18 protein-coding genes are annotated in these 18,471 nt (G+C 41.9%); 3 read left to right on the top strand and 15 right to left on the bottom strand.

The annotated features are described in order from the left end of the window. Positions 1–88 precede the first annotated feature (88 nt). The 4 genes from uxaC to M8998_RS03020 all read right to left on the bottom strand — a co-directional run bounded on the left by uxaC (position 89) and on the right by M8998_RS03020 (position 5,212). The gene (gene uxaC, locus M8998_RS03035; protein ID WP_249990527.1) at positions 89–1,489 is read right to left on the bottom strand and encodes a glucuronate isomerase; all 1,401 of its coding nucleotides are present in this window, start codon (positions 1,487–1,489) and stop codon (positions 89–91) included. A 385-nt stretch (positions 1,490–1,874) separates the two neighbouring features. Further along, a complete protein-coding gene (locus M8998_RS03030) occupies positions 1,875–3,878 on the bottom strand; it encodes a M13 family metallopeptidase (RefSeq protein WP_249990525.1) in 2,004 nt (667 codons plus the stop codon). A 54-nt stretch (positions 3,879–3,932) separates the two neighbouring features. Continuing rightward, a complete protein-coding gene (locus M8998_RS03025; protein WP_249990523.1) occupies positions 3,933–4,724 on the bottom strand; it encodes a S1/P1 nuclease in 792 nt (263 codons plus the stop codon). Between the two features lie 29 nt (positions 4,725–4,753). Continuing rightward, positions 4,754–5,212 (bottom strand): DUF4268 domain-containing protein, encoded by a 459-nt coding sequence (locus tag M8998_RS03020; protein WP_249990521.1) that lies wholly within the window; start codon positions 5,210–5,212, stop codon positions 4,754–4,756. An 87-nt stretch (positions 5,213–5,299) separates the two neighbouring features. Here M8998_RS03020 and M8998_RS03015 point away from each other — a divergent pair, with 87 nt between their 5' ends. Further along, positions 5,300–5,833: a lipocalin family protein gene (locus tag M8998_RS03015; protein WP_249990519.1), complete on the top strand. Its 534-nt coding sequence runs from the start codon at positions 5,300–5,302 to the stop codon at positions 5,831–5,833. 113 nt (positions 5,834–5,946) lie between these two features. Next, positions 5,947–9,624: a phosphoribosylformylglycinamidine synthase gene (gene purL / locus M8998_RS03010; protein WP_249990518.1), complete on the top strand. Its 3,678-nt coding sequence runs from the start codon at positions 5,947–5,949 to the stop codon at positions 9,622–9,624. Between the two features lie 84 nt (positions 9,625–9,708). Here the strand turns inward: purL and M8998_RS03005 are convergent, their stop codons facing one another. Next, positions 9,709–10,083 carry a YkvA family protein gene (locus M8998_RS03005; RefSeq protein ID WP_249990516.1) on the bottom strand — a complete coding sequence of 125 codons (375 nt, stop codon included), beginning with the start codon at positions 10,081–10,083 and terminating at the stop codon, positions 9,709–9,711. Between the two features lie 112 nt (positions 10,084–10,195). On the opposite strand from M8998_RS03005, the gene M8998_RS03000 reads away from it, so the two are divergent. Beyond that, positions 10,196–10,750 carry an NADPH-dependent FMN reductase gene (locus tag M8998_RS03000; RefSeq protein ID WP_249990515.1) on the top strand — a complete coding sequence of 185 codons (555 nt, stop codon included), beginning with the start codon at positions 10,196–10,198 and terminating at the stop codon, positions 10,748–10,750. A gap of 167 nt (positions 10,751–10,917) precedes the next feature. On the opposite strand, the gene M8998_RS02995 is transcribed toward M8998_RS03000, so the two are convergent. The 10 genes from M8998_RS02995 to M8998_RS02950 form a co-directional block, all read right to left on the bottom strand. Next, complete coding sequence (locus M8998_RS02995) at positions 10,918–11,421, bottom strand: GNAT family N-acetyltransferase (RefSeq protein ID WP_249990513.1); 504 nt, start codon at positions 11,419–11,421, stop codon at positions 10,918–10,920. Positions 11,422–11,637: 216 nt separating this feature from the next. Further along, positions 11,638–11,985 (bottom strand): S8 family serine peptidase, encoded by a 348-nt coding sequence (locus M8998_RS02990; protein WP_249990511.1) that lies wholly within the window; start codon positions 11,983–11,985, stop codon positions 11,638–11,640. 107 nt (positions 11,986–12,092) lie between these two features. Next, positions 12,093–12,662, bottom strand: a complete 570-nt coding sequence (gene idi / locus M8998_RS02985) for an isopentenyl-diphosphate Delta-isomerase (protein WP_249990510.1) — start codon at positions 12,660–12,662, stop codon at positions 12,093–12,095. Beyond that, on the bottom strand, positions 12,646–13,950 hold the full coding sequence (locus M8998_RS02980) for a cryptochrome/photolyase family protein (protein ID WP_249990509.1): 1,305 nt from the start codon (positions 13,948–13,950) through the stop codon (positions 12,646–12,648). Before M8998_RS02980 ends, idi begins: the two co-directional genes overlap by 17 nt. Then, positions 13,940–14,491 carry a lipocalin family protein gene (locus M8998_RS02975; RefSeq protein WP_284040027.1) on the bottom strand — a complete coding sequence of 184 codons (552 nt, stop codon included), beginning with the start codon at positions 14,489–14,491 and terminating at the stop codon, positions 13,940–13,942. Before M8998_RS02975 ends, M8998_RS02980 begins: the two co-directional genes overlap by 11 nt. Further along, positions 14,481–14,948 (bottom strand): sterol desaturase family protein, encoded by a 468-nt coding sequence (locus M8998_RS02970; RefSeq protein WP_249990508.1) that lies wholly within the window; start codon positions 14,946–14,948, stop codon positions 14,481–14,483. The genes M8998_RS02975 and M8998_RS02970 overlap by 11 nt, the downstream gene beginning before the upstream one ends. Further along, the gene (locus tag M8998_RS02965) at positions 14,945–15,418 is read right to left on the bottom strand and encodes an SRPBCC family protein (RefSeq protein ID WP_249990507.1); all 474 of its coding nucleotides are present in this window, start codon (positions 15,416–15,418) and stop codon (positions 14,945–14,947) included. The genes M8998_RS02970 and M8998_RS02965 overlap by 4 nt, the downstream gene beginning before the upstream one ends. Positions 15,419–15,443: 25 nt before the next feature. Next, complete coding sequence (locus M8998_RS02960; RefSeq protein ID WP_249990506.1) at positions 15,444–16,280, bottom strand: phytoene/squalene synthase family protein; 837 nt, start codon at positions 16,278–16,280, stop codon at positions 15,444–15,446. Then, positions 16,264–17,757 carry a bifunctional phytoene desaturase/3,4-desaturase gene (gene crtID, locus M8998_RS02955; RefSeq protein WP_249990505.1) on the bottom strand — a complete coding sequence of 498 codons (1,494 nt, stop codon included), beginning with the start codon at positions 17,755–17,757 and terminating at the stop codon, positions 16,264–16,266. Before crtID ends, M8998_RS02960 begins: the two co-directional genes overlap by 17 nt. Continuing rightward, entirely contained in the window at positions 17,754–18,425 is a 672-nt protein-coding gene (locus M8998_RS02950; RefSeq protein ID WP_249990504.1) for a MarR family winged helix-turn-helix transcriptional regulator, read from the bottom strand. The genes crtID and M8998_RS02950 overlap by 4 nt, the downstream gene beginning before the upstream one ends. Between the last annotated feature and the right edge of the window lie 46 nt (positions 18,426–18,471).

The raw sequence follows: 18,471 nt of genomic DNA, 5'->3' as shown, positions 1-18,471 counted from the left end.
TAATCAAATCCAATAATTAATAACATTACATTAACAATTCGCATATTTAAATATTAAAATACCATCTACCACCCTATTAGCAGTGTTTTTAAAATTTAAAATAATCCTTCGCATTGTAGTAGCAGATATCAGAAACGATCTTGCCGATCCATTCCATGTCTTCAGGCAATTCGCCCTGCTCCACATCTTCCCCCAGAATATCGCATAGCAATCTGCGAAAATATTCATGACGTGGAAACGACAGGAAACTTCGGGAATCGGTCAACATGCCGACTAATCGGCTAAGCAATCCCATATTCGACAAGGTATTTAATTGCTTAGTCATCCCGTCTTTCTGATCTAAAAACCACCAAGCAGAACCAAACTGTACTTTGCCCGCTATAGAGCCATCATTAAAATTACCCACCATCGTAGCGATCATTTCATTATCCGCAGGATTCAAATTGTAAATAATGGTTTTCGTCAATTGATCCTCCGCATCCAAACGATTTAGAAACTTCGATAATGCGCGCGCCTGACTGAAATCTCCCATGGAGTCCCATCCCGTGTCGGGACCACTCAATCCAAGCATACGCGTATTATTATTACGCAACGCACCCAAATGATATTGTTGTACCCAACCCTTCTCGTGATCCCATTGGGCAAAATACACCAACATGGCAGATTTGAATTGATGATTCTCCTGCAAAGAAATTGGCCGATCTAGTCTAATCTTATGAAAGATTTCGGCGATCTCTTGTTCCGTGTAATCCTCTGCATAGATATGCTCCAGCCCGTGATCAGAAACGCTACAACCATGGTTAGCGAAGTAATCGTGACGTTTTTTCAGCGCATCGAGGTAACTTTTGAAATCACCAATAGCAATGTTGGTTACCGATTCTAGCAGATCAACATATTGGTTGAACGCCCCACAATCATCTACCTGCATTGCTTTGTCTGGCCTAAAAGCCGGAAGCATCTTAAAGCCTGCTTTCTGCTGCGCAAATTGTTGATGGTATATTAAGGAGTCTGTTGGATCGTCTGTCGTACAAATGACTTCTACATTCATCTGCTGTAGCAATCCATGTACAGAAAAGGCCGGCGTTTTCAGCTTTTCAACCGTCTCTTCATATATTTTTTCAGCTGTTTTTGGAGACAATAACTCACTGATACCAAAATAGCGCTGTAACTCTAAATGGGTCCAATGATATAGGGGATTACGCAGGGTGTATGGTACCGTTTCTGCCCATTTTAAGAATTTCTCTTTATCAGAAGCATTACCCGTAATGTATTTTTCTGCGATACCGTTGGCTCGCATCGCACGCCACTTGTAGTGATCACCATTTAACCAAACCTGACTAATATTATCAAACGTACTATTCTCGGCCACCTGTTGTGGACTTAAATGATTATGGTAATCAATAATAGGTAAATGCTTAGCTACTTGATGGTAGAGGCTTTGCGCAGTGGTGGTGCGTAATAGGAAGTTGTCGTCTAAAAATTTCTTCATTGCGCTTCTTTTCTGTATCCTAAAGTGTTCTTTTCTTCTTTAAGGTATGCGGTATGTCCTAACGTTTTTTAGCATCGCATCACCTGATGTTTTTTGCCATCTTAGAAGGCATTAGATCGGGTTGTGTACTTTCAGAAAATTGGTATAACTATCTTATTGGTAACATCGCTTTGCGTCGATTATTAGGTCTATTCTAACGAATCATGATCTGTTTCGCCGTTCTTTTCATCACTTTAGAAGATGCAATATAATAGATTATGCCAGACAGAAGTAGAAATGATGGTAGAATATTTACGCAAACGTTATCGCAAAACGGGTCGCATAAAAAAGCCGCAGCATATTTTGCTACGGCTTAAAAATCTATTGTAAATGAATTATTTACGTACTACCAGATGACAATACGATCTTCCTTAGGAATATACATTTTATCACCAGGTTTGGTATCAAATGCATTGTGAAAAGCATCTAAATTGATAATCGGCGCAAACGCACGATACTGTGCTGGTGAGTGTGGATCTGTTTTTACCTGATTTACTACGAACTCATCAGTAGTTTTGGTACGCCAGATCGTAGCCCACGACAAGAAGAAACGTTGTTCTTGGGTGTAACCGTCAATAAGACCAGGGTTTCCTTTATCTTTCAAATACATTTGCAATGCATCGAAAGCAACAGAAGAACCACCTAAGTCACCGATATTTTCCCCTAAGGTGAAACGACCATTTACAAATACACCCGGTACAGGCTCGTATGTCTCAAATTGTGCAACCAAAGCATCAGCTGCTTTTTCGAACTTCTCCCGGTCTTGATCTGTCCACCAGTTATTTAGGTTACCATCGCCATCATATTGTGAACCCGAGTCATCGAATCCATGAGAGAGCTCATGCCCGATCACAGCACCGATACCACCAAAATTAACGGCTGCATCTGCTTTGTAATCATAAAATGGTGGCTGAAGGATTGCTGCTGGGAATACAATCTCATTGTTCAATGGACTGTAATAGGCATTCACCGTTTGTGGAGACATACCCCACTCCTCTTTATCTACCGGTTTACCTTGCTTCGCTAGATTTTCTGCAAAACGCCATCTTTTGATGTCGTTGATATTTGCAAACAAGGATGTACCAACACTTAGGTTAGAATAATCTTTCCATTTATCAGGATAGCCGATTTTAACCGTGAATTTTGACAATTTCTCTAGTGCTTTCTCCTGCGTAGCGGGAGACATCCACGCCAGACCGCGGATATGTGCATCAAATGATTGACGTAAGTAGCCCACTAATTCTTCACAGGTTTGTTTGGCCTCTTCTGGGAAATATGCAGCTACATACAGCTTACCCAAAAGCTCGCCTACGTTGCCGTTTACAAATTCCAAACCTCTTTTATCCAACGCACGTTGCTCCTTTTGTCCCCGTAACTTTTTACCATAAAAGTCAAAAGATAAATCTTCCAACTCCTTTGTCAAGTAGCCTGTGGCACCATCCATCACGTGAAAGCTTAGGTATTCTTTAATGATTGGCAAGTTTTGCTCATTCAGGATTTCGTCTAATCCTTGGTAATACTTCAATTCACCAATGATCACCGTATCTGCTTTGAAACCCATTGTTTTCAAGTAAGCAGCAACGTCCATATTCTTCACTAAACCACCTAAATCTTTGACAGCAACAGGGTTGTAGCGCTTATTGGCATCACGAGATTCTTCTACCGTTTTTAATTTTGCAGCGATAGATTTCTCGAATGCTACGATGCCTGGTCCTTTAAGATCACGGGTTCTTTGTCCGTAAGCCGGAAACAACGTATTGATAAACTCTTGGTAATCCGCTAATGTTTCGGTATTCTTAGCATCCTCTTTCTGGTAATAAGTACGACCTAAGCCTAAGCCACCGCCACCAAGATAAACGGTATTGATAGCAGAATTTTTCATGTGCGTACCTACGTATCCGCCAAAAAACGGATTTCCACCAACAGCTCCGTATTTCACAAAATAGTCATACAGTTCTTTCAAGTTTTTGACTGCCTGTATGTCTGCTAACTGTTGTTTTACAGGTTCGATACCGTGTTTATTACGCGCATCCATGTCTACGTAAGAACGATACAAATCCGCAATCTTTTGTCCGTCGGTACCTTTAGCAAAATCTTTCTCCAACGCTTCTTGAAGCAATTTCAACGTATTCGCGTCGGTCATCTCCCGAAGCTCGTCAAAACTTCCCCAACGCGCTCTGTCTGAAGGAATCTCAACTGTCTTCATCCAGTTGCCATTCACAAATTGATAAAAATCGTCCTGCGGACGTACCGTTTTGTCCATGTGAGATAGATTAATTGCCGGGTTATCCTGCGCACTGGCCATCGTGGCAGCGAGCATAACCCCAGCGAAGATCATCGTTTTCTTCATATAAAATTATAGTTTAGTTGTTATTGTGTTTACGCTATTAATAGCCTTCTTTCCTTAACCGTAAATGTAATTCAATTCTTTTGCTAACCGTAATCCTGCTTTTAACAAGCATTCTTCCATGGTATATTTGTAGCGAAAAATGTACTTATAACTCAAATTCGTATCCTTCGCTACATCATCATAAATCTGATTGGCCAATTGATGCGACTCATACAACCATTCTTCTAGTGATGACTGGGTATATTTAGTATAGTTGTTTTTATCAAAGTCTAGCACACGAGCATATTCTGTGTAGCTGTACTTTTCATTATCTACCAAATCGCTATCCCAGACACGATGAATATTCCCTTTTCTACCAAAGAAAGTAATATCAATCAGATTGCCACCCAAATCTTCCTTACGACTAACGTGCATCGGTTGGTGCGCATCGGCCAATAGGTGAATAATGAAATATAACTGTTGTTGTCTACTGGCTAAATCTCCTTTGCGGTTCTTGGCATCGGCACGGAGCGCATTATAGGCTTTGTATAGGTTGTCTTCAGGAGATTGATCAAGCTCGTTAATAAAATCCGAATAAGAAAGATTGCCACTGGTATTCACAAAATGCCAGGAGCCTGTTTTCTGTAATTCAGGATTTGGATCAGATTTAATGAAGTCTGCCCAGTTCGACCAGTACGCTAACTTTTGATTACCGATTAATTGATAGATGTTTTTCTTCGCCTTTTTATTCAAATGTGCTTCCGCAATTTCTGAAATAACGCGGTGCCCCGTCATACCCCAGCCAAAAACAGTGGTGGTAATGCTAATCATTAAGAGTACAATGACGGACTTAAATAGATAATTCATGTTTCGATGTTGTTATAGTGGTGTGTTGTTTAAGTAAATAATTCAAACGCATATTTTGCCGAAGACCAAAAGCTATCTAGGCCGATTATCCGTGGTTTGAAGAAAGAAATCAGTTTAGGCCAGTCTTCTTTTTCCATAATATTGGCTTGGATAGTCGTTTGTATACAGGAGAATTCTTTTCCATAGGGATCTTGCGCTTTTGGCAGCCAATCCCAGGCTTCTTCCAACTCTCCCTCCAGTAAGCCGCGATATTGTTCAAATTGAGCATACATCAAAGCGCGCATACCTGCGTCTGGATGATCGATCTCAATGGCTATTCGTGCAACCTTATTGTCCGCCTCCATGCGAAAAAACAAGTGCTTTACGCCTGTTTTATAATTAATCCAACTCTGCTTTTCGGCGTCTGCAAAAGGAACTACGCGCATATATTGTCCATAAGCTGTCCAAAATGCTTCTTTTATCTTCTTTACCTCGTCCCTTCCGTACAATATTTTTCGATTTAGCAGTATGTAAAATTATCAAATCCAGAGAAACTTTTGGAATCTAAAACTGTTTTTAGTACAAAATGTTACAGGATGGATAAGAAACAGTCTTTATTAGTACTTTCTGCGGTGGCGCTTGGCACAGCAGCCTATAATATATTGAAGCCCGTGCGATCCAAAGTACCGGTCATCGATGATTTTGATAAGTCTCGCTATATGGGTACGTGGCATGAGATTGCACGGCTGGATTTCTTTTGGGAGAAAAACCTAACCGAGGTAACTGCAACGTATGACATCAATACAGATGGCACAATTAGCGTGCTCAATCGTGGATTTGACACCATCAAAAAGGTTTGGAAAGAGCGAAAAGGAAAAGCTAAGTTTCTGGGTGACGATCATTTAGGTGCCTTAAAAGTTTCATTTTTCGGACCTATCTACGCCGGTTACAATATTATGCATATAGATCAAGATTATAAATATGCCTTGGTATTTGGTGGAAGTACCGATTACATGTGGATCTTATCTAGAGAAAAGCATGTGCCAGAGCATATACAGCAAAAATATGTGCAATATGCGATGCGTGCAGGGTACGCTACAGACAAGCTTGTATGGACGGAACACGACTAAGGTCTTGTTGATAACCTTAGAAATTACTAACAACGCTAATTCTGTGTCTATTTTACACTAAAATTAGCTAATTTTGTGTTTGATTTTGAAGAATTTCTTACGCAGTATTTCTAATGATCCATTTCTTTCGTAACCTACACGGCACCGTCTATGGGGTGCAAACCCAGACGGCATTTACCGCTGACACTATCACTAAACTCAATTGGCTTTTTGGAAATGCTTCGCTTTTGGAAGAAACCGAAATAGCTCAGCCTCATGTTGGTCCCCGTGCTGCAATGCTAACACCTTGGAGTACTAATGCCGTAGAGATTACTCAAAATATGGGTATTGAGGGTATCGTTCGCATCGAAGAATTTACGCCTGTAGACGCAGATTTTAACGAATTCGATCCGATGATTTCGCAACGATATCCGACTTTAAAACAGGATCTGTATGCTATTGATATACAACCTGAACCAATTTTAGATATTGATGATATAGCAGCTTATAACAGCGCTGAAGGTTTAGCATTAAACACGGAAGAAGTGGCATACCTTAATAGCCTTTCGGAAAAGCTAAATCGTAAATTGACCGATGCAGAGGTATTTGCATTCTCGCAAGCAAACTCAGAGCATTGTCGCCATAAGATCTTCAATGGTACTTTCATTGTCGATGATGTAGAGCAGCCAACTTCTCTTTTCAAATTAATCAAGAAAACCTCAGAAACCAATCCTAATAGTATTGTATCGGCTTATAAGGATAACGTAGCGTTCGTGGCAGGCCCGCAGTTGGTGCAATTTGCTCCTAAATCTGCCGATAAGCCAGATTACTACGAAGAGAAACTATTTGATTCCGTTCTTTCTGTAAAAGCGGAAACACATAACTTCCCGACTACTGTAGAACCTTTTGCAGGTGCTGCAACCGGTTCTGGCGGTGAGATTCGTGATCGTATGGCTGGAGGTCAAGGATCAATTCCATTGGCCGGAACAGCTATTTACATGACCGCCTATTCTCGTTTGCTGGCAGACAGACCTTGGGAAAAAGCAGTTCCAGAACGATCTTGGCTTTACCAAAGCCCGGTGGATATACTCATCAAAGCATCCAATGGGGCGTCTGATTTTGGTAATAAATTTGGGCAGCCATTGATCACCGGTTCAGTACTCACCTTTGAGCACGAAGAAGCGGGTCGTACGTTAGGTTATGACAAGGTCATTATGCAAGCCGGTGGTGTCGGTTATGGCAAATTAGATCAAGCGAAAAAACATACCCCAAAAACGGGTGATAAAATTGTCATTTTAGGTGGCGACAACTACCGTATTGGTATGGGTGGTGCCGCGGTATCATCGGCAGATACGGGCGCTTTTGGTTCCGGCATTGAGTTGAATGCTATTCAACGCTCCAATCCGGAAATGCAGAAGCGCGCCGCTAATGCCGTTCGAGCGATGGTTGAATCCGATCATAACTCCATAGTATCCATTCATGATCACGGTGCTGGCGGCCACTTAAACTGCTTGTCTGAACTAGTGGAAGATACCGGTGGATTAATTGATTTAGATAAATTGCCGGTAGGTGACCCTACCCTTTCCGCTAAGGAAATTATTGGTAACGAGTCGCAAGAGCGAATGGGATTAGTGATTGGCGAACAAGATATTGCTGGCTTGAAAACCATTGCAGATCGCGAACGTGCTCCCATGTACACCGTTGGAGACGTAACCGGAGATCATCGTTTTACTTTTGCCTCGCAAACCACCGGCGTTAAGCCGATGGATTATGCGCTGGAAGATTTCTTTGGTTCTTCGCCAAAAACCATTATGCGTGATAAAACGGTTGTTCGCGATTATGCTAACTTAAGTTACAGCGCAGATCAAATTCCAGTATATCTGGATCAAGTATTGCAATTGGAAGCGGTAGCTGCTAAAGATTGGCTTACGAATAAGGTGGATCGTTGTGTGGGTGGTCGTGTGGCTAAACAGCAATGTGTCGGTCCGTTGCAATTGCCATTAAACAACGTTGGCGTGATGGCGTTGGATTTTAAAGGAAAAGAAGGAATAGCGACCACCGTTGGGCACTCACCCGTAGCGGCTATTGTGGATCCAGCGGCTGCTAGCCGTACCGCGATTGCCGAAGCCTTATCCAACATCGTATTTGCTCCTATTAAAGACGGCATAACCGGCCTCTCTCTTTCTGCCAACTGGATGTGGGCCTGTAATAATGAAGGAGAAGATGCGCGTTTGTATAAAGCGGTAGAAGCATGTTCTGCATTCGCTATTGCATTAGGAATTAATATTCCAACTGGAAAGGATTCCCTTTCCATGAAGCAGAAATATCCTAACGGGGAGTCGGTGATCGCGCCGGGAACCGTCATTATTTCTGCGGCAGGTAATTGTACAGATATCACTAAAGTAATAGAGCCGGTATTACAAGCAGATGCCGGATCGATTTATTATATCGCCTTATCGCAAGATCAATTCAAATTGGGAGGGTCCTCTTTCGCTCAGATTTTGAACAAAGTGGGTCAAGAAGTACCCGATATTAAAGATGCTGCCTATTTTAAGAAAGCATTCGATAGTATACAGGATGCCATTGGTTCGGGATTAATTACCGCGGGACATGATATCGGTTCCGGCGGTTTGGTCACGACTTTATTAGAACTGTCCTTTTCTTCTGTGAATTTAGCAGCTCAATACAATTTGACACCACTGGCCGAACAAGATACGGTAAAGGCACTGTTTAATGAAAATATCGCGGTAGTCTTACAAGCAACGGATGATGCCGCATTCGAATCCGCTTTTGCCGCAGCTGGTATTGGTGCGGTGAAGATCGGAACGCCTCAGGCCGGTGATCAAATTAGTTTTGAGAATCATACAGAAAAATTTGATTTCAGTGTCTCTACCTTGCGCGATACCTGGTTCAAAACCTCTTTCCTATTGGATCAGAAGCAATCTAAGAACGGCACGGCAGCATTACGGTATGAAAACTACAAGCAGCAACCACTTCACTTTGTATTGCCGGCGCAATTTGATGGGAAACTACCGACAATTGATGCATCAGCTCCAAGACCAAAAGCAGCTATCATCCGCGAAAAGGGATCCAATTCTGAGAGAGAGATGGCACATGCTATGTTCTTAGCAGGGTTCGATGTGAAAGATGTACATATGACGGATTTAATCAGCGGTCGGGAGACATTAGAAGATATTCAGTTTATCGGAGCTGTTGGTGGGTTTTCGAATTCGGATGTACTGGGCTCTGCAAAGGGCTGGGCGGGCGCATTTCTATATAACGAAAAAGCGAAGAAAGCATTGGATAGTTTCTTTGCTAGACCAGACACCTTGTCTGTAGGTATATGTAATGGTTGTCAGCTATTTATGGAGCTGGAGTTAATAAACCCTTCACATGCAGAGCATGGCAAAATGCAGCACAACACCTCCGGTAAGCACGAGTCTAACTTTGTTTCTGTTCGTATTGAAGACAATAATTCGGTGATGCTTTCTACGCTGGCCGGTAGCACATTAGGGGTATGGATTTCGCACGGCGAGGGTAAATTCCATTTGCCGGAGGCTGAAGCTCACTATCAGATTGTCGGTAAATATGGTTATGAGGCCTATCCGCACAATCCAAATGGGTCGGACTACAATACCGCCATGCTATGCGATGATACTGGCCGCCATTTGGTAACCATGCCTCACATTGAACGCTCGATATTCCAATGGAACTGGGCCAACTATCCGGATGGCCGCCAAGATGAAGTATCTCCTTGGTTAGAAGCGTTCGTGAATGCGCGTAAATGGATTGAATCACATCCATCTGCGTAAAAGTCGCATGATGTAAATGATATAATAAGGCCTCTCTATATAGGCTACTGCAAATCTAGAGAGGCCTTATTATTTGGAGAGGATTTAAATTTTTTCTGGTTGTAACTGTTGTTCTGCCTTATAGCGCTCAATTTCCTTTTGCAGTTTGGTCAATGCATAGCTTACAATAGCCACGTCATCCAACCAGCCTAATACTGGAATGATATCGGGAACAGCGTCTAACGGCGAGATTACATATACGACAGTACCCACGATGATAGACATATTCCACTTATTCATCTTATACTTCCCTGTCAGCGTATCTTTCGCCATACCCACCAATAACTTAAAATCCTGCCCCTGAGCTTTAAGGTTTGCTGACAAACTGTCTGCTTTATCCAAATCCTTTCTGCTCAACTGATAGGTTCTAAACACTTTATATAGTGCTAAAGCCTTCACAAAATACCTTGGTTTCATCATTATCATCCTTTCTTGTTCACTTATCCACCATAGAAAGACAATAACTATGCCCAAGGAAAACTAAACCAGCGGTATAGGTGTTTGTACAGTAATCACCAAATTGAAAAATGCAATGGGAGTTAAAAATATAGGAATAGTAGTTGGATCACTTCGTAAAGGATCATTCAACAAAGCAATTGGTCAATACCTGAAAGATCAAGCACCAGAGGGTGTCACGCTAGAAGCAGTTGAAATTGGAAACTTATCGTTATACAATCAGGATTACGATGAAAGTGGAGAGCCTGCAGAATATGGACCATTTCGCGAGAAAATCAAGGCATTCGATGGGATCATCTTTATCACGCCCGAATACAATCGTTCGGTACCTGGTGTATTGAAAAACGCAATCGATGTGGCATCACGTCCTTACGGACATAGCGCCTGGGATGGAAAGCCGGCATTGGTGATTTCCTCCTCTATTAGCAATCAAAGTGGATTCGGTGCAAACCACCACCTTAGACAATCACTAGCTTATTTGAATATGCCAACACTCGCACAGCCGGAAGTTTATATTGCTAATGTGCAGAATATATTCGACGAAGATGGCGCTTTGAAAAATGAGGAAAGCGGTAAGTTTTTAAAAGACGTGTTAGCTGCCTATCTTGATTTTGCAAATAAACACGTTTAGTTAGCAGAGAGCTAAGCATATTTTTTAACGCGACGTTGTCTTGTAAAGACATTATTAACGCAAAATCGTCATTGCGAGGAAGTATGACGTGGCAATCTTAACTTTTGAACACAAGATTGCCACATCCTCCTACTTCGGATTCGCAAGGACGTCTATTGAATCATAGATTACAAGTGGATACCCAAGATCTTTAGGCTGCGCCTTTGTCCGTCTAATACAGCGATATCGGGAAGATGTGCCCATTCAGAAAAATGGAATTTCTCGAACAGCGCAATGCTTGGCGTATTGTGCGCGAATATATAAGCTAATAACGTATCGATGCCATAGTCTGGGGCGCGATGGAGACAATATTGCAGAATCGCCTTACCGTGCCCTTTACCCCGCTGGTTTTCATGTAGATATATGCTAATTTCTACTGTACCGTCGTAAGCAGGTCTTCCGTAGAACGATTGAAAGCTAACCCAGCCTACCAACGCTCCGTCCGACTCATTTTCGACCACCCAAAGTGGACGTTTATCGGAACTGTGTGCGTAAAACCAAGCTTCTTTACTTTCTATACTTACTGGATGTGTGTCTGCCGTTACTAAACGAGAGGATACCGTCGAATTATAGATAGCAACGATACTTTCCAGATCTATCAGTTTGCTATCTCTAAATAATAATTTACTCATACATTGGTGGAGTATTGGAATTCCGGACGTACAAGACGTATAAAAGGGATGTTATTATTAATGATAGCCATATAAGGTGCTCGCAGAAAGCACCAGTATAAGCTACAACTAGTATAAAATCACGATTGTTAATCACCCGAAAAATAAATTTTGACAAAGGTAGCTCTATTGGAACGCTTGTAAAAATTTATTATCGGGCTTACACTTAGGAGCAGCTTACTTCTCCATTTGGTTTTGGATAGACATCATCCCATCGCGATCTACAGAAGCTACGCCTGGCACTTTTTCGAAATAGCTAATAGCCTCCTCGATATCTTTATCGTCGGGTATACTAATAGCTATACCACTTAATGCGTCGTAAAGATATACGACCTCTGCACCGTATTTTTGTACTGCTTCCAGCAATTGTGTGTTGCCGGTATCCTGATCATAATAAATAACCAGATTACGAGTCGCATCCATGCCGGGTTGTTCTTTAGTGGTTTCATTCTTTAAACGCTTATTAGCGCAAGCACTAGTCAGGAACAAACCTGCGGTCAACAAAATTATTGTGTTTAGTCTCATGATCAATTTTTGGAAATAGAATACTATAAGGTAGTAACAGTATTCTAGGTGCTCGGTTTGCTCGACGATGAAAATCAGCGAAAATAAATCAGGGAAAAATAAGCAAACTATCTTTCCAACGCAGCGATTACTCGGGTTAGCGCGGATTTAAACCAATAGGTAAACTGTTCAGGAGACTGCTCTATCTTCTGTTGTAGTTCTTCTAAAGATATCCACTGGTAGTCCTGTACTTCGGCTGGATTGGGTTGCGGCTCCACATCGGTATAGCCCACAAATACATGATCGTACTCGTGTTCTATTAAGCCATTTTCTACTGGTGAATGATAAACAAAGGAGAAAATACGTTCTACATCACAGACCAATCCCATCTCAAAACCGAGACGTTCCTTAGCGGCAGATTTCAGATCTTCCCCCTTTTGTGGATGAGAACAGCAGGCATTTGTCCACAAACCACCACCATGATATTTTTTGGCAGCACGTTGATGAATAAGCATCTGCCCAGCCTTGTTAAAGATAAAAATGGAAAAAGCACGATGTAATTCGCCGCGTTGGTGAGCCAACAACTTATCCATCTCTCCTACTTCCTGGTCATACTGATCTACTAAAACGACTTGATTTCTTTCCATGCTAACTTCTCGGGCCGATACATATAGAAGTTGGCTAACTTCTGGCCTCATTTAATGCTTTTTTATACACTTTCAATACCCGCTCACGTGCTTCTTTGTGATCCACAATAGCTTGCTCCACCCGGTATGAATAACTTGGATTCCAACGTTTTATATAGGCCAGATCTTTGTCGAAGCGCTTCGTCTGCGCATCCGGATTAAACACGCGAAAGTAAGGCGCCGCGTCGCAGCCGCAGCCTGCCGCCCATTGCCAATTACCGTTATTAGAAGATAATTCGTAATCCAATAATTTCTCCGCAAAATAGGCTTCGCCCCATCGCCAATCGATCAGGAGATGCTTACACAAAAAGCTCGCCACCACCATGCGTACCCTGTTGTGCATAAATCCAGTCTCATTTAATTGGCGCATTCCCGCATCGACGATAGGATATCCCGTTTCACCCTTGCACCATCTGGCAAACTCCTTTTCGTTATTCCGCCATGGAATAGCATCATAAGCTTTTTTGAAACTAGTATCCACCACATGCGGAAAATGATATAATATCTGCATAAAAAACTCTCGCCAGATTAATTCCGATAACCAGGTATCGTTGTTTTTCAAGGCCGTTTTAACACATTCACGTATGGATATCGTACCAAATCGCAGGGCCACTCCCATACGAGTCGTCCGATCTTCTGCCGGGAAATCTCGATGTTTGTCGTAATCGTCAATCATTCCGGGCGTTAGGTTCGGTTTTTCATATACCAATTCCGTTTTCTCAAAACCTAATGTTTTAAGGGAAGGAATAGATTTTTTGGCAGTTTGGTAAAAACCATCCGTACGGTTTGGTGCCGCGGTATAATGCTTACGCTCCAATTGCGCACGCCATTTTTTGCTATAAGGTGTATAGACGGTATAAGGCGTACCATCATTTTTTTGAACGTCCTCTTTTTCAAAAATTACTTGATCCTTAAACAGATGGAAATCAATACTCGATTTATTCAACAACTTAGCGATGGCCTCGTCTCGCTGTATAGCTTGTGGCTCATAGTCGGTATTGCAGAACACGCCCTGTATATCAAACTGCTTTAACAATTGCTCGAAAGCTGCTTTAGGCGTATCATGGAATACCTGTAATGTGCTGCCTAACACTTCCAGATCATGCTGCATCGCTTGTAATGCTTGATGGATATAATCTACCCGAATATCCAGGGGATTCGGTAGCTTATCCAAAATACCGGTATCAAAAATAAATACAGGCACAACCGGGATGTCATCCGACATGGCTTTGGATAAGCCTACGTTGTCTTCCAGACGCAAATCTCGCCTAAACCAAAAAACATTCACCTTATCCTTCATGCGCACCTTCCGTGTTTGGATCTTGATCTACCCATAGCAGATCATCAATAGTGTAACCTACTTCCAGAGCGATACGTAAAAAATCCAGCTTCACCTCTTCAGGGATCGATCTTTCCCGAGACAAAATCCACAGGAAATCCAAATCCTTACCAGCAACTAGTGCATACTGATAGTCTTTGTCAATCGCCAAAACATTATAACCGGAATAAAATGGACCAAAGAAGGAAACCTTCAATGCAGCGACAGTTGGTTCGCCACGGAATTTAGCTTTACCTTCCGCTGATTTCCATTCTTGTTCTTCCTTATTGTACCCTTTATTAAGTACCCGGATGCTCCCGTCTTCGTTGGCAGAATAAGTTGCCGTTACGTGCGATAACCCCCGCTCAAACTTATGATCCAGTCTAGCCACTTCGTACCAAGTGCCTAGATACCGGTCTACTTCAAAAGGTGCTACGGGTTTTGCTGTTTTAGGTATAGAGCTACATCCAGCGCAAAATAGACTTAAGATGAGCCCGATATAAATAGGTAATCTAACGTTCATGTTGTTGATTTTTTTTAAAATACATCTGAAAGTACTTGACCGGAACCCACAAAAATCCAAAGCATTCACCTTCTTCTTTTCCGGTATGTTTGTGATGCTGTTTGTGCGCGCGGCGGATAGCCATCAAATACGGATTAGTTGTATTTCGAAGGAAAGATACACGCTGATGTATAAAAATATCGTGCACAAAGAAATACGCAAAGCCATACAGTGTGATGCCTAAGCCAATGTAAAACAAGTGATTGAAACCTTGAGTACTGCCCCAATAAATCAATGCAATAGCGGGAATAGCGAAGATAACAAAGAAATAATCATTTTTCTCGAGATGTCCTTCGGTGCTATGATCGTGGTGATCGCGGTGCAATCTCCATAGGAAACCGTGCATCACGTATTTATGTACCGTCCAGGTAATACCTTCCATCAGAAAGAAGGTTACCAAAAGGATTAAAAAGTTCATAGTTGTGGGGTATTTTGATTAAAATTTTTATCCAATACTTGATAGCGATAATCAAATATATTATTAAGCTTCTTACGTACGAACAATTTATGCGCCAATATACCCAGTGGGCCTAGTGGCAATTGATAGCGCACATGATCAGTAATCAGTACACCGTCGTCAACCGGAGTAAATGTATGCGTATGTTCCCACAATTTATAAGGTCCCCGTTCCTGAAAATCAATGAAACGTTGTAATGGCACTACTTCTGTGATCCGTGTACGCCACTTTAACGGAATGCTTAAAATCGGGCTCACCGTATATTCGATAATCATATCTTCATATATCGCATCATCCGGGAGTTTGCTTCTCACCACAAATCCCATATCCTTCGGTGTTATCTTTTCTAAATTATAGGGCGAAGAGAAAAACTTCCAGATCGTCTCCAGGTCTCCTTTCAAATGTTGCTCTCGGTAAATGCTATAGATCATCTCGTCAATTGTTTTATGTAGTAGCTTACATAATGGCCATCTTGTAGGCCACATAGCTTTGCATCATCAAAGAAACTTTTCGCCCGTTCGGAATACGAATACGTTCGCACAAAATACGTTGTGCAGGCAATCGGCGGATTTTCTTGAAAAGAGATAGATAATATTTATAGGCCAGGTAGACGCCGAATCGGGCTGAGGCAGGCAGTTTTTTGATACCAATCAATGCCTCCCGAAACTCGGCATGTATGTCTGCCTCTATCGCTGATTTGATCGAATTGTCAAAAACAGCCATATCCACATCTGGAAAGTAAGTGCGACCTAAAATCTGGTAATCGTCTTTTAAATCCCGCAAAAAGTTGACTTTTTGAAAAGCAGAGCCTAGTTTCATGGCATAGGGCTTCAATAGTTCATAAGCCGTTTTATCTCCCTCTACAAAAACCTGCAAACACATCAAGCCAACCACCTCTGCCGAACCCAAAATATACTCTTTGTATTTTTCCGTATTGTATTCTGTTGGATTCAAATCCATTTCCATGCTGTGCAGAAATTGTTCGATCAAACCGTGATCGATATCGTATCGATTCACCGTCTCTTGAAAAGACTGCAAAATGGGATTTAAAGAAATTTTCTCCTCTAATGCCTGATGCGTTTGCTCTTTAAATCGTTGCAACAATTTGTGCTTATCATAGCTATGGAAGCTATCCACTATCTCGTCTGCCAACCTCACGTATCCATAAATGGCATACACCGCCGGACGAATGCAGGAATCTAATGAAAGGATGCCAAGCGAAAAGCTGGTACTATATTTTTCTGTGGTGGCTTTGCTTACTTGAAAGCTTAATTCATCAAACAGCTTTTTCATAGGAGTGTGTGTTAAGTTTATTGACTTCGGTAGCGACGATTTTACCAGAAATGATGGACGGCGGTACACCCGGGCCCGGTACAGTCAATTGTCCTGTATAAAATAAGTTTTTCAATTTTTTGTTCTTTATGGCAGGCTTCCATACCGCAGTTTGAGATAGCGTGTTGGCTAAGCCATATGCGTTGCCACCGTAGGCATTATAATCCTGTATAAAATCAGAAACACAATAGCTTTTCTTATAATCCATTTTATCTGTCAACCCAGTCGTCCCAGTGTGTTTCTCCAGGCGTGTGATCATATCCAAAAGGTAACGTTCTCTAGTAGATTCGTCGTCTGCTACACCCATTGCCAAAGGCATTAATAGAAATACATTTTCATGTCCTTCGGGCGCTACGCCATCATCTGTTTGTGATGGAGAGCAAGCATAAAATAGCGATTTTTCAGGCCAATCCTTATCGACATAAATGGAATCAATGTGGGCGTCTAAATCGTTTTCAAAAAATAAGGTGTGATGCTTTAGATTAGGAATACGCTCTCGGAATCCTAAATAATAGATCAGACAGGAAGGTGCGAAAGTGCGCCCTGCCCAGTAAGATTCATCATAATTTCGTAGCGATGGCTCCAATAAAGATTCTGTGTGATGATAATCAGACGATGCAATTACAACATCGAACTCATGAAGCTCGCCGTTTATCCGCAAAGATTGCACGGAGGAATTGGCACACTGTATTGCTTCTACAGGATGGTTAAAGTGAAACTCGGCACCTTGCTCTTCCGCTACAGCTTTCATCGCTTTCACTAACTCATAAAAACCACCTTTCGGATACCAGGTACCCAGTGCATAACCGCCATAATTCATCAAGCTATACATGGCAGGGATCTTTCTCGGAGAGGCGCCTAAGAAAATGACCGGAAATTCCATGAGGGAGATTAGCTTTGGATTTTTAAAGTATTTCTTCACGTACTTCCTGAAGCCCGACAGCAAATCCAATCGTAGCGCGCTGCCGGCTATTTTTGGTGACATAAATTCAGACCAGCTGTAACAAGGTTTGTTTACAAAATCCCGCATACCCACCTCATACTTATACTTGGCCGCCTTCATGAATTCATCTAGTCTTGCTCCTGCTCCCTTCTCTATGCGCTCAAATAAGACTTTCATTTCTGTATAATCTCTGGGTATGGATACATTTTCTTCCGAAAAAACCATTTCAAACTGTGGGTCCAATGGAAGCAAGTCGAAATAATCTGTCGCATGCTTATCAAAGTCCTGAAAGAAATTATCAATAATATCTGGCATCCAGTACCAGCTTGGCCCCATATCAAAGGTATAGCCATTGTCGGTGATGAATTGACGTGCGCGACCACCAGGACCTGAATTTTTCTCAAATACGTGCACCGTGTTACCGGCAGCGGCAGCGTATGCAGCGGCAGACAATCCCGAGATTCCGGATCCTATAATGGCAATCCTTTTTTTCATGTTGTAGTGGTAGCAGTTAATTGTGTATATGCTTTGTCCAACAGCATCTCTGCTGGCACATTAAGCTGATATAAAGGATGATGAAACGATTCTAATTTTTGTAACAAACGAATCAATTCCAATTTTTCTATTGTCGTAAGATTTGCTGAAACCACTTGCGTAGCCTGCCTGATCTTTTGCATTTGTTCCTTTAAAACTTGCAAACCGCCATCGGTAATAGAGATGAGCTTGCTGCGCCGATCTAGACGAGAACCCACCTGCACTACCCAACCATTTTTGATCAGACGGTTGATAATTTGCATACCTACCGGTTTATCATGAATGTTTTTCTTAATCAAGGCCATTTTGCTCATCTCTCCAAAAGCTTTAAGGTTGATAAGATAAATATAGTCTTCTTGCGTCGAAAATTCAGAATCAAACATGGCAGATCGCGAATAGTTTTTCGCATACCTGTTCAAATGCACTAATAGCGTACTGATTACGCTTTCTGGAGACCTCCCCTTTGCGATACCCGCCCAATCCGGAGCTTGATCGGATTCCAACCGATACAGATCTGCCACCCAGTTTTTAAAACCAGGCAAATCAGCACCATAGTTGGTATCTTCCGTTCGAGCATGTTCGAATTCTGACACCAATTTGATAACAGCTTGTATTAAGTCATAATTCATATCTAGTATGTCTAATGATACAGTGGTGATTAAGCGAAGTAGTATA

This window comes from Sphingobacterium sp. lm-10, from assembly GCF_023554555.1.
Lineage (GTDB): Bacteria > Bacteroidota > Bacteroidia > Sphingobacteriales > Sphingobacteriaceae > Sphingobacterium.
Note: the sequence above shows the minus strand (reverse complement) of the source record. Positions and strands in the feature narration are given on the sequence as shown.